Origin of the sequence: Salinivibrio sp. PR6, from assembly GCF_001995955.1 — a bacterium.
GTDB classification, from domain to species: domain Bacteria; phylum Pseudomonadota; class Gammaproteobacteria; order Enterobacterales; family Vibrionaceae; genus Salinivibrio; species Salinivibrio siamensis.
Genome location: NZ_MUFA01000018.1, coordinates 37,273 through 50,373, shown reverse-complemented (window position 1 = coordinate 50,373; position 13,101 = coordinate 37,273). Strand labels below are relative to the sequence as shown.

Sequence of the window (13,101 nt, the reverse complement as noted above, 5' to 3'; positions counted from 1 at the left end):
CCATATATTGTGAGGGGTTAATATTTTTATGAATAAACGGGTTAATCACATCATTTCTTGAAATGTGATCTTGTTTCTAAATAAAACGATGTTTATCGCACTAAATAACTGATTGTTTTATTATTAAAAGAAAAAACTATGATTTATTTCGACAATGTCGCAAGGAAACTCCACAACGATCACAAGTCAACTCGAATTGGATTTCGCGAGACGCTTGTCCTTGAGTGCCTTCTGCAGCACGCACCGCAAGCCGTCAGTAAGCAGACGCTGATCTGTTATAGCTGGGGGAGTGAGTACATTGGTCAGACGTCGCTGGCTAAATCAGTCAGTGCTTTGCGGCGCGCCTTGATCGCAATAGGTGCAGACGCTTCATTGGTGGTCACGGTCCCTAAGTATGGCTACCGATTAACACAAGGCATGATCGCTCATCATACCGCTGAGCCCGCATGTAGTGGGGTAGATGACGTTACGCCATTACCTCAACCTTCCCTCCCTCAAACAGGGCGATCCTCACACCCTAAGCCATCAAGTCCGGCTCAGCGTAAAGTGCCTCTCTACCGGCAGTGTTTGTTGATTGCGATAACACTATTGCTGTGCGTGGCAACAAGCGTGTTTGTGGTTGGAAAAATGAATGGATGGCGGTGGAGTGATTGGGTTCAGCGAGGAGGGTTAAATCAAAAGCGTGTTGGGGCGCTTTACGTGTTTTACCCGCCCGGTAGTGAGCTCGGCTTTTCTATAGAGCAATTTTTAACTCATAGCCAGTGTAACTGCCTTGTTTATATTGAAAAAAGACACAAGTACTCCACCTTTCTTTTTGTTTCAAAGCAGACCCATCGGAGCACTTTTATTCGATACTCTCCGCTCAATATTATTCATGCGACACAAAAAATAGATGAATTTCTTCAGCAGGAAAAATAATACGCTAGATTCATAAGCAACAACTAAATTTATTCTCATGCCCAAACATGATGTTCTGATAGGCTAAAAATAGAGCCTTAACTCTATTTTCATCACCAGCTTCCTCCCTTATTTTATTGAATGAAAATCACATTGAATATTTGGTGTTTTTTTGAATGCCTAGCGGTAACTTTATGAAGTTTAGGAGGAATTAATTTCAACGCTTTTCATTATTTTTTATTGAACCGTTATGAAAGGGTAAGGGCTGCGACGACCATGACAGTCGCACTATGACTCTTATTTAAGGTTCAATAAGGAATACGTCAAATGGCTAATACAACACGTGTAACGGCGCTCACTGTGTCCAGCCTATCAGTACTGGTTTATGCTGGGCTCGCGCAGGCAAATATTTATCCTGATCAAATTGTGCTCGATAACTTAGGTGATGACCAATGTCGCGCGAATTACCGCCCCCTTACTGCCGATGAAGCAAGCACACATCGTCATTTTCTGATGGATCGCATGGGACAGTGGCAGATTTCCGGCCTAGCAGGTGATTGGGCCATTATGGGCAGTGGATACAACGGTGAAATCAAGCAATACGGCCAGACGGCCGATACTTGGTGTTATCCAGAAAACGATGAGGGCGAAATTCCTCATTATGCTGCCAAGAGCATCCCTGAGGGCACAGAACTTGATATCCAGTATGCACTCGTGAATAACCGCAGTGAATTTGTTAAACCACTGAGCTATCTCGCACATTATCTCGGTTATGCATGGGTAGGCGGCAACCACAGTGACTATGTCGGTGAAGATATGGACGTCTGGCGCTCAGGTGATAAGTGGCATATTCGCGGTAATAATGACGGGGGCTGTGATGGCTATCGTTGTAGTGATAAGACCACTATCACGGTCGATAATTTTGCTTATACCCTCAATGATAGCGATTTTTGGCACGGTGATGTGGTCGAGTCTGATCGCCAGTTAGTTAAAACTGTTTCCGCGGTAGCACGGAATAATACCGATATTGATCAGCAGGTTGTGGTCGATCTTAAAGTCGATGAATCCACCAGTTGGGAAAAAACCAACACCTATGGCTTTTCACAAAAAGTGGAAACTGAAAACAGTTTTGATTGGCCGCTGGTGGGTGAGACCAAGTTAACCATTTCTTTTGAGGCAAACCAAAGTTTTGCCAGCAGCAATGGCGGCGCGAGCAGCGAGCAAGTGACCTTGCAAGCACGTCCTTTCGTTCCAGCACACTCAGAGATCCCTATCCGTGTTGAGTTATATCGCTCAAGCATTTCGTATCCTTATCGCTTCGGCGCAGACATCAGTTATGACGTTAACTTTAACGGTTTCTTGCGCTGGGGCGGCAACGCATGGCACTCCCATCCAGACAATCGCCCTACACATGACCATACCTTCACCATGGGCCGCAGTAGCCAGCCGTCTGCCGATATTGCCTATCAGTGGCATCATCGTTATATCCCAGGTGAAGTAAAATGGTGGGACTGGAGTTGGGCCATTGAGAAATACGGCCTACAGAGTATGCAATGGGCAACAGGCAAAAGCTTACGTCCTTTCTACTCCCACGTATCTGGCGATTTCTATGCAGAGTCACAATACGCGGGCACTATCGAAGTCGGACAAGCGAAGTCGCAAACCTCTCGTCAAACGCGCAGTAAGCGGTCTGCGACGCCCATGGCAAGTCATGATAGCGCAAATGGGGTGGAGCTCATTTCCAACTTTGATTCGGATGAGTTGGCCGCACTCGGATTTGAAAATGCTGAACTGACGATTAAACCTGCTCAGTAAGCCGAAAATGCAGGCAATCAGCAAACGTGCCGCACCCAAGAGGTGCGGCTTTTTTTCAGGTGGCGGGTGGGGGAACGTCTCACTTCAAAATCTTGTTCTACAGTTGTAGAAGGTTGAACTCGGCGTCAAGGAGCCATAATGAAACTCTATTTACAAATCCTGGCCTTCTATTTGATGAGCGTTGCACCCACTTGGGCTGCCGATGTACTGCTGGTTCAGAGTTATCATAAAGAATACGGCTGGGATGAAAGCTATATCCGTGGGCTTGAAAGTACGCTTGGCGATGATGTGACGCTACATACTTTTGAAATGGATACTAAGCGCTTACCCAGGTCTCAGTTTGACGCGCAAGCAGATAAAGCGTTGGCGCTTTATCAAAAGATTAGCCCCGAGGTCGTTGTTCTTGGAGATGATAATGCGTTGAGCCATATGCTGCCGAGACTGAGAAACGAAGATATCGATATAGTGTTTTTAGGTATTAACTCCAATCCACGTCGATTAATGGCGAAATACGCCGGTACGGCGCGAGTCACTGGTGTGTTGGAGCGTCCCTTGTTTGCTCGCAGTATGAAAGAGATGAGCGAATTATTAGGGAAAGATCAAATGAAGGTAAAAATCCTCTTTGATGCGGGCACCACGGCGACGATTGCAACCGATCACATCGCCAACCAATATGAAGATTTGAAACAACAGCTGGGTATCGATGTGACCATCGAAAATCACCGCTTGTTTTCGTCTTGGAAAAACTCAGTAGAGCAATCCGATGATTACGACGCGATTGTGGTTGGTTTATACCAAATTATCCGCAATGAGTCGGACAAAGTGGTTGATGCCAATAAAGTGCTCTCATGGACTAATGAAAACAGTGAGACACCTTTGTTTGGCTTTTGGGACTTTTCGGTCGGGAAAGGCCAAACTGCTGGCGGGGTCGTGCTATTTGGCGAATCCCAGGGTATACAAGCGGGCAAATACGTCAACCGCGTGTTGGCGGGTGAAGAAGCCTCGGAAATTTCGGTTATTCATGGCAAAAAAGGGAGAGCCATTTATAGCGCCACAGAATTTGAGCGCTGGGGGCTGACTCCTCCGACACATTGGCGAAATATCGACTAGTTTGTCTGTCTCACTTGCCATTGAGCGTTTTTATATAGTGAGCGGGTGTGCCACCGTAAAGACTGTCAGGTGGCACATCTTGTTTCACCACGGCGTTTGCTGCAATGACACTGCGCGCGCCGATCGTCACGCCTTGGCAGATCACCACATTGCCGCCAATCCACACATCGTCTTCCACCACGATGGGTTTGCACCAGGTCTCCCACGATCGGCGGCTTTGATAATCGAGAGAGTGAGTGGGAGTGTAAAACTGGGTATTGGGGCCAATCAGCACATGGTCACCGATAGTGATCGGAGCGCCATCGAGCATAGTGACATTCATATTGATTAAGCTATTGCTGCCAACCCGAATGGTCTCACCAAATTCACAATGGAACGGCGGTTGGATCACCGAACCTTCGCCGATAGCACTTAATAACTCGCGCAGCAGTTGCTGCCTTGTCGTCGTCTCTATTGTTTGATTGAATGCCAGTAAGGTTCGTGTGGCATGGTCTCGCCTGATATCAATGGATCCATCACTGTCATCGAAGACAAGTCCTTGGCACATTTTTTCCCATTCGGTCATGGTTTCTCCTTATTATTCGTGAACAGTGATACAAGACCAGTCATGACGGCATTATCTCAGTTTGTGGGAGCGTGAAAACAGAAATCATTCCTTAAGCGTTTTTCCTCTTTCTATTATTTTCCTCCTCCTATGGAAATCGAACAAAAAAGCGCCACTCGGCAGTGGCGCTTGGTAGAATTTTTTTAGTGCTTAGTGCTTAGTGCTTAGCGATCAGCGAAAGTAAACACGCACATCGGTTTGGCTTCGGCTTCCATCACCCGTGAGCAGCAGGTGCAGACGTTGCTGATCACGTAAATCGACCTCGATATACTGGTTGCTGCCCGGCACGTCTGAAACGGCTTGATTTTGTGCTTGCGTTGGCCAGTAATCCTCGGCGGCGAATACGCTCAGATCGCCCGCGTCACCATCCGCCATGACCCACACTTGTGCTTTGGTTGCGCCTTCAGGCACATCGGCATACAGGTAACGACGTTGATAAACGCTGATGCTATTGGGACTCGCGACGTTAAGCTGAGCCGGGCGCAAGTCATCGGTGCCAGCCGGTGTTTCAGGCTCTGGCGTTGGCTCGGGATCGACTTGGCCTTCCGCATTTACCGCGACGGTGACATCAGTAAAGTCTCCACGTCCGGTGACACTTAAGGTATAGCGGCCTGGTTCTACATCATTAAGCGTCACGGTCTCATGACTGGTTTGGTTCCACTCAGTGGCATCAAAATCGTAATAGTGCGCTTGACGACCTTTCGCCACGTAGAGATCCGCGTTTCCTTGCCCCGCAATGCTAAATGTAAGCGCATTGGCAGGCTGAGCAATATCAATCTGATACAGGTGCTCACTGTACGCTTGTCCACTGATGGTGACCGTTTGTCCCAATGATAGCGTTGTTACCTCTGGCTGCTCTGGCTCGGGATCAGGGTCTGGACGTGGTGGTTCACCGCCACCGGTGTTATCCAAGGTGTTCAGCCACTGCGCAAAGGCCTGGTCATAACGATGGCCATAGTCTTTGACTAAATTTGCCCACTGCTCGAATTTCCCGGAGCGCCCGGCTTCAAGCAAGGTTTCTACAGCATCTGGATGCTGTTCAAACAAGAAGCGTACCGCCAAATAGCCCCAGCGATATACGCGGTTCACATCATGCTGGTAGGTGGTGGCAAAGACTTCACTGAGTGAATAGCCGCCTTCTTTACCCAAGCGTATGGCGTCGGCATAGTCATCGCCATGGGCCATATACTCCGCAAAGCCTTCAAGCCACCACACTGTATGACCGTGGCGAAGCACGTCGTTGAAATCGCCGTACATATTAAAGCGGCCATCCAGATAGTGAACGTACTCGTGCTCAAGGTTCCAAATGGAAAGCGATTGGCCATTATCATTACGGTACGCGATAAAACGGGCTTGGTTATCTGGATCGGCAGGGTTACCTTCTAAGTATTGGCCGCCATTGTCCGTCGAGTTACCAAACAAAAATGAGGAATAGGTTTTGTAGTCGGACGGGTTATCAAATACCACGACTTCAACACTGTCGTTTAGATCATCGGCGACGGCCTGATAGCCTGAGTTCACGGTTTGATGGAAGGCGACTTCTTTTTGATGCAGGCTTTCGCATGCTTGTTGCGATTGGGCCTGTGTCATGCTTTGTGAGCGAATGATCGCCGGGCCTTCACATTGGTGGCGATAAGGTACCACTTTGGCTTCCAGTGTCGCTTTGGCGTCAGACAGACCTAATTCGGTCATTTTATCGGGGGCGTAAGCATCCACCATTTCTACCATGCCTACCCAAACCGCGTCGTTTTTGCCGCCCAGTGGGAAACGGGGTAACAGGTCGCGATAATGACTCATCACACGATCTCGCACGCTGGCTTGTGGCGCCATCAATAGCCGCCCCATTTCACGGACGGTATTCGACACCAATAGTGCACCGTGCTCGCTGTTGGACAGTTGTGGGTTATCCAACACGAATTGATAGAGACGGTCAATCAATGAGAGATCGGCAGCAAGCTCGTCATAAAAGGCCTGACGTGATTGGTGGCCTGCCATGGCACGGAAAAGGTTATTCAGTGCATCCGCGTAACGGCGTTCATGTAGGCGATCTTGCCTGAGGTTTTCAAGCAGTTGAATTTGTAGGTCCAAAGTTTGCGGTAAACGCTTGATGCTATCGGCCATCAGCGTTAAGCCATGCAAGGCATCGGTTTGGGCGCTACCTTTTGCCGTTGCGTAGGGCGAGCGCAAAAATGTGTTGATGGCATCCGCAAGGCGGTCGTCTAGTGCGTCCGAAAAGTCGGCGTTCGCTTTATCACTATAAAAGCGAACATAGTAGGCGGCGCGCACATACTCGGCTAAGTTAGCAATTTGGCGGGCTTGGCTGTCATCCCCTTGATAATTGGCAATGGTCTGTGCGAGGCGCTGAGTCACTTTGTTTACAAAGGTTTCTTGGTAGACGTTGTGATATCGAATAGACGTGGTGTCGTACCAGCTGGTAAAGCAACTGCGTTCAGCGCTCATAATGGCTTGGAGCGGTGTGTTACTGGCCGCTAAATCGGCAATATCACATTGAGCATCAGCCCATGCACTGGTGCTACTAAAGGCGGCAAGCGCAATGAGTGCCGATAGAGTTTTGGGTCGGGAAGGAAATAGTGTATACATTTCAAGCTCCTAGATATGATTAGGCGGAGCCGTTATAACGATTTTCCCGACACTATTGGTTTAATGAGCCTAAAAATTAGGGCTTGGTTCCGTTTTCTTTTTAAAGTCTGCTAGTGACGTATCACTGCGGGTCTTTTTCTCGCAGGTGTAGTTTGGCGATCCGTTTCGTCACTGTATACACGCGCTTTAGCGATTCGGTCCACTCCATCTCGATACTAAAAAGTTGCAAGCGGTTGGTGTCATGCTCTACCAAGCGCTCGGCTTGATGGGCAAGCACTTTATCCAATAGCGCGTTAAGCGCACGTTTGGTATGCAGTACTTGTTTCGCGCGTTTATTATCACCACGTCGAATGGCATTCACGCTATCTAGCAGCGCATGTGTGACTTTTTCTTGAATATTATCAAGAATTTCACGCATATCATCACTGATATCTATCTCAGCATGCAGTGATTTATCCATGATGGGCACCAAGGTGTCTTCAATCAGATCAGCAATGCTCTCAAGCTGATCGGTCATGCTAATTAGGGTGATCTGTCGGTCACTCTGTGCTTGCGTGAGAGGCTCTTTACGCAATCGACCGAGATAAAAAAGCACATGTCCGTGCAAAATATCGACTTGATGCTCAAGCTCATCGATTTTCTCTAACGCATGATTAGCCGCTTCTCGATCTTGCTGGGAAGCTAATTTAGAAGTGAGAGGCGGGAGTGCATTCATCATATTGCAAACTCGGCGTCCGATGCGTCCAATCTCGAGCTGGGCTTGATCCATGGCAATATCGGGTGTCATCAGCAGTTCTTTGGAGAGATATTTCGGCGAAACAATAGGTTGTTCACTTGGTGCAGGCTTACGAGTTTTAGGGATGATCTTCTTTGCAAGCCAAACAAACCCGCCGATAAACGGCAACATGACAAGTGTATTGACGACGTTGAATAGGGTGTTGGCATTGGCAATTTGACGAGGAAGTTCAGCCCCTAAGCGTTCAACGCCCGTGAGATCAGGATGGCTCGGCGACAGTGCGACGCTCCAATCACTCAAAACACTGATCAATGGAAGCCATATCAACACCCCGATAATATTAAACAGAATATGCACACTGGCGGTTTGTTTGGCCTCCCGCGATTTACCGATAGCGGCGAGGAGGGCGGTCACACAGGTGCCGATGTTGGCGCCCATTGCGAGTGCGATCCCGCTTTCAAGCGAGATAAAGCCTTGTCCCGCGAGGACGATGACAATCCCGGTTGTCGCAGATGAAGACTGCACCAATGCGGTAAACAAGGCCGCAAGTAAAATGGCAAAAAAAGGATTGTGCATTTTCGCCATGGCATCAATAAATGGCTGATAATCGCGCAGAGGCGACATTGCCTCACTCATCACATTCATCCCTGTGAAGATCAACCCCAACCCGAATAGCATTTTACCGTATTGCTTGGTTTTATCGGCTTTGGCCGTAAATTCAATTAAAAAGCCGATAGCGACCATCAGATAGGCGGCTTGAGTGATTTTAAAGGCCACAATCTGGGCGGTAATGGTGGTCCCGATATTGGCCCCCATGATCACCCCAGTTGCTTGCGCGAGCGACATTAACCCTGCGGAAATGAAACCGATGAGCAATACGGTGGTGACAGAAGAGGATTGAATGGTGGCTGTGACTCCCGCGCCCGTTAAAACACCGGCGACACGGTTGGTGGTGAGTTTGGCGAGTAAGGATTTGAGTCGGCTTCCAGCGGCGTTTTTCAGCGCATTAGACATTTTTTCCATGCCATATAAGAACAGCGCTAAGCCACCGAGCAGCCCCATCAACATGGTGAGGGTGTGGAGCGAAGACGCGTCCGTGTTCGCTGCCCATGCAAGGGTGGGGAGTAGAAATAAGAGGATGGCCAAACAGCGCCACTGCCATGTATTACTCAACGCGGTTAGTCGCATTTATCGCCTCTACATTGCTAGATTATCACCAGTAATCATTAACATAGATGCAATAAAACCGTAATGCGAGCGGCGCGATGACGTTGCACGAAGCATTGACGGGAATAATCGCTAGGGGATCACACTCTTGGCGTAACGTGAGGAGGTGTTAACTCAAATAAAGCGGCCGAAAGAAGTCGGCCGCAGAGAAGTTAGCCTTGGCAGCTGCCTTGATACTGCCAAACCCATTGGTTAGTGAAAGGGTCTATGCCCCAGTTGTCTTGCGTGGCCTGGAATAGATGCCCTTGATACTGAACGGTGACGCCTGCTGGATAATAGTTGTATCCACCCCAAGTCGGCATATTGGTACAGCGGTTGGTATCTACCCCGCGATCGTCAAGGCGTGCTAACACGTTGGTCGCATAATCACGCGCCCCCACGACAGTGACGTACAGATCCATGCCCTGAATTTGGCTAAAGCCACAGTACTCTTCGTTGCCCGCATTCGTTGAGGCGCAGTCGTTATCATTGACGGTTGCAGGGCGACCTACCGCCGCATATAAATCTACTTCGCCGTGACCACGATAGGTTTGCAGCCAAACAGTGCCGCGAGGCGCATTTTGTACCACGAACTGGTAACCAGCGCCCGCGCGCCCTTGGATTTGTACGGGCTGATCGAGTGTCAGCGGCAAGGTTTCTGGATCAGGTTGCGGCTCTGGGTCTGGCGTAGGGTTGCCTCCCGTTCCTTGGCAACCTTGGGTTTGAATGCCCACTTCTGCAAAGGCTTGGCTTACTGCTCCGGCTGGGTAGTTTAATGCTTTGGCCGCTTCGCAAATGCCTTCCGCGCCTTGCTGAAAGCTGGAGTTTGGGCGCCAATAAAGCTGGTTTGCTGTCGCAAATGCCTTAAAGGCCTTTTTGATATTCCATTGATCGCTGGTGGCGAGATGATAGAAAGCTTTGTTAAAGATGCCAGAGCTAAAGTGCACATCGATGCCAGAGTAATAGCGGTTCACATGACCAATTGAGCGTCCATCTTGGCTTGGGTTGATGAAATAACGCATAGCTTCGCTATGTTTCATCACGTCTTCACCCATTTTCCAGTTAAACTCACCAAATACGTACTGTCCCAGAGCCGCTGCGGCGACATCCGAGAAAGACTCATTCATCCCACCGGACATGCCTCGGTACTCAAGCCCTGAGTTTTGCTCGGTAAAACCATGGCTCACTTCGTGAGCAATGACATCCCAAGTGGTTAGGGGATACATGCTGCGATTACCGTCGCCAAAGGTCATTTGCCTGCCATCCCAAAAAGCATTGCCATAACCTTGGCCGTAGTGGACGCGCATGGTGAGCTTTTGTCGAATCGGACGTATACCGAGCCAGTCTTGGTACATATCAAATACTTTCTGGCCAAAAAACTGCGCATCATTCATCGGCGCATACGCACCGTTGACTTGACGGTAGGTGTTTTGTGGGCAATTGAACTGATGAACTTCTCCGCCCCATTCGCGGTTATTCATGTTTAATGTCACCACATTCGGGCTATCCATTTGGCAGTCGCGGTTGACTTGAAAGCTACCTAGTTCGGTGTTGGGACCAAAGTTAAATCGACCGCTCTTTTGGTTACCGCCGGGCCCTCCCGCTTCTAGGTGCGCGATGCCGTCCCAGCTATCGAGGATCTCGCCAGACTTAGCATCAACAATTTTCATCGGACGCGAAGGGTGGCCGTTGTCGCTGGCAAGGTAGTCAACTTTGTAGACTAGGCGCGCTGTTTGTTGTTTATCCAGCCAGACCAAGAGCTCTGTGTTCGCATCGGCTTGGTGAAAATGCCGATTGCCTTGGCTTGTTTGACCTTGTGCAATTGCAATGGCCTGCTGCTGATTAATCATCGGTAGCGTACCACCGATATCTTGCTCGATATCAGTGACAACGTCACCTTTTACGGTGGGCGCGAAGCCGCGTGCGGTGGTGTTTTCGACCACCGAATAACCGTAAACGGGAACGCCGTGATGCAGCTGCTGCTTGCGCACCAAGGCTTTATTACCCACTTGTAGGCGTGATTTTTCACGAAAGCTTAGTGCTGGCGATGATGCCGTCATTGCGCGTGACTGATCATGGTTTAATGCCGCGCTCAAATCTAAGCTTGAGGCATCGACCACATTGGCAGCCTGAGCAGGTATCGCTAATGGAAGGGTTAAAGCGAGTAGCGTTTTACGCATAGTGTCCTCTTCATACTACAACGAGTTAAAAATCCTTGGTTACTATCCATAGTGTGCGTCTAGCGGGGTTTTTTTAGCGGTGAGAATGAGGATTTGGTTCAAAAAATGTCTAGAAAAATGGAACTGATATTAGGTTTTTACGTTTTATGCACAAAATAAAAGACAGCGCTAGCGATTGTTAAAAAAATGATTCAAGCGTCGCACTTTCGTGACTATGCTAGCTAAGGGATTCGATATCGGGAGTAATACTGTGAGTCACTCATATTGGCGGCTTTTTCAGCGGATGGTGTTATTAGCCTTGTGCCTAACGGTGACGCCTGTAATGGCCAACCAACGGGCTTGGCAGTCGCCTGATTTTATTGTCGATGCGTTTTATCGTATTGCGTTTAAAAGTGAGTATGTGCAAGGTGAACAAGGCGTCCGCAAGTGGGAAGGCCCGATCCGTTATCATGTGGCGCACCCAATCAACGAGAGCCAGTTGCATGATGATCTTGTCACATATCACGTTTCACACCTTGAAACGCTAACTGGCATCGACTTTATCCCCACCGACATTCCGCAGCGCGCCAACCTCACCATCATGTTTACTAATCACGACCGCTTTTTAGATGATGCGCGCAAGCAATTTGCCAATGCGGATGTCTCCCCGTTACAAGATGCCGTTTGTGCTGCTAATTTTAGAGTCAATAAGCATGGTGCGATTCGTTATGCAGCGGTCGTTATTCCCGTTGATTTGGCGCGATCCAAAGGGAAGCTCGTGGCCTGTGTGGTGGAAGAGTTGACCCAAGTGATGGGACTGCCTAATGACGATGACCGGGTTTTTCCATCGATTTTTAATGACCGCACGCCACAGCAGCTTTTGACTGGGCTGGATGGCTTACTGCTAAGATTGTTGTATCTCGACGAGATAGAAGCAGGGCAAGATTGGCAAACGGCGCAAGCTATCATTCGGCCTGTCGTTGAACAGTGGGCTCGTGATGGCACCATCGATAATGCACACCGAAGTGTAAAAACCGGTGAGCTTTATCGTTTACTCGGCTGGTAGCCCACCGATAGAGCGAGCTATTTATCCATTGGTTTGCTCAATAACACAAATTGTTTAAAGTGATTTAGACATTTCGCCAACTTCGACAACACTTAAAGTACTGGACAACAGATTGTCATGACGATTAAGGGAGGCGACATGGAGTCGATCACCGTTAAAGATTATATGAATAAACGCCCGGTAACCTTTTCACCGGATATGCCGCTTTCCAGTGCACTGGAAAAACTGCTCCGCAGTCAGCAGACCGGTGGACCTGTGGTGGATGCTAATAAGCGTTTGGTTGGTTTTATTTCTGAGCAAGATATGTTGCAACAGCTATTGCGCGACAGCTATCACTGTCAAGATTCACACGCCGTGGCTGATTGCATGACCAGTAATGCCTTGGCGGTTGAATCTGAGGATAGCATTATCAAATTGGCTGAAATGATGGCGCCGACCAAACCTAAACTGTACCCCGTGGTCGACGAGGGCAAGTTGGTGGGCATTATCACCCGGCGAGATGTCTTAAGAGCCATCAGTATGCAAATGGGTGAATGCCTTACCCATCCTGTTTGAGGTTTGTTTATTGCGCGCCTTACAAACGGGGTAAGGTGCGCTCATTCTCGTATTGATACCCGCGTCGCTTCTTTTGCTCTCTCTCTACCTTACGACTATCTCGCCGCGCTTCATCGCTGCCTAAGTACAAAAACCGAACGAATTGTGGTTGTTTTTCATTCAGTCTTATGTGCTGGTAAGTCAATTTTAATCCTGCCTATTTAAGTAGTTACTTGCTATATGACGATATATAGTTCGATTGTTGGTGCTTGTTTTGCGTTTTTCTGCTATTGTGCCGCCCGTTGGTAGCGGGCAGTTATCGCGAGGTTGAGGCGTAAAAAAGCCCAAGCGCGGCAGCAAAACGATAAGCAGG

General features: G+C 48.7%; 9 protein-coding genes. 5 read left to right on the top strand and 4 right to left on the bottom strand.

Annotation, left to right across the window (positions count from 1 at the left end):
• Nucleotides 1–138: 138 nt before the first annotated feature.
• From BZG72_RS13315 to BZG72_RS13305, 3 genes are all read left to right on the top strand, one after another.
• Nucleotides 139–918 carry a transcriptional regulator gene (locus BZG72_RS13315; RefSeq protein ID WP_077577920.1) on the top strand — a complete coding sequence of 260 codons (780 nt, stop codon included), beginning with the start codon at nt 139–141 and terminating at the stop codon, nt 916–918.
• 306 nt (nt 919–1,224) lie between these two features.
• Complete coding sequence (locus BZG72_RS13310) at nt 1,225–2,712, top strand: aerolysin family beta-barrel pore-forming toxin (RefSeq protein WP_077667003.1); 1,488 nt, start codon at nt 1,225–1,227, stop codon at nt 2,710–2,712.
• Nucleotides 2,713–2,850: 138 nt separating this feature from the next.
• On the top strand, nt 2,851–3,822 hold the full coding sequence (locus tag BZG72_RS13305) for an ABC transporter substrate-binding protein (protein WP_046073390.1): 972 nt from the start codon (nt 2,851–2,853) through the stop codon (nt 3,820–3,822).
• A 10-nt stretch (nt 3,823–3,832) separates the two neighbouring features.
• On the opposite strand, the gene BZG72_RS13300 is transcribed toward BZG72_RS13305, so the two are convergent.
• The 4 genes from BZG72_RS13300 to BZG72_RS13285 form a co-directional block, all read right to left on the bottom strand.
• Nucleotides 3,833–4,387 carry a sugar O-acetyltransferase gene (locus tag BZG72_RS13300; protein WP_046073389.1) on the bottom strand — a complete coding sequence of 185 codons (555 nt, stop codon included), beginning with the start codon at nt 4,385–4,387 and terminating at the stop codon, nt 3,833–3,835.
• A 210-nt stretch (nt 4,388–4,597) separates the two neighbouring features.
• Complete coding sequence (locus BZG72_RS13295) at nt 4,598–7,027, bottom strand: M9 family metallopeptidase (RefSeq protein ID WP_077667002.1); 2,430 nt, start codon at nt 7,025–7,027, stop codon at nt 4,598–4,600.
• Between the two features lie 121 nt (nt 7,028–7,148).
• The gene (locus BZG72_RS13290) at nt 7,149–8,951 is read right to left on the bottom strand and encodes a Na/Pi cotransporter family protein (RefSeq protein ID WP_241832554.1); all 1,803 of its coding nucleotides are present in this window, start codon (nt 8,949–8,951) and stop codon (nt 7,149–7,151) included.
• A gap of 191 nt (nt 8,952–9,142) precedes the next feature.
• The gene (locus BZG72_RS13285) at nt 9,143–11,149 is read right to left on the bottom strand and encodes a M4 family metallopeptidase (RefSeq protein WP_077667001.1); all 2,007 of its coding nucleotides are present in this window, start codon (nt 11,147–11,149) and stop codon (nt 9,143–9,145) included.
• Nucleotides 11,150–11,399: 250 nt separating this feature from the next.
• Between BZG72_RS13285 and BZG72_RS13280 the strand changes: the two genes are divergently transcribed.
• Together BZG72_RS13280 and BZG72_RS13275 are read left to right on the top strand one after the other, a co-directional pair.
• Nucleotides 11,400–12,194 carry a DUF2927 domain-containing protein gene (locus BZG72_RS13280; RefSeq protein ID WP_158075478.1) on the top strand — a complete coding sequence of 265 codons (795 nt, stop codon included), beginning with the start codon at nt 11,400–11,402 and terminating at the stop codon, nt 12,192–12,194.
• Nucleotides 12,195–12,332: 138 nt separating this feature from the next.
• Nucleotides 12,333–12,749 (top strand): CBS domain-containing protein, encoded by a 417-nt coding sequence (locus BZG72_RS13275; RefSeq protein ID WP_046073384.1) that lies wholly within the window; start codon nt 12,333–12,335, stop codon nt 12,747–12,749.
• Nucleotides 12,750–13,101: the final 352 nt, after the last annotated feature.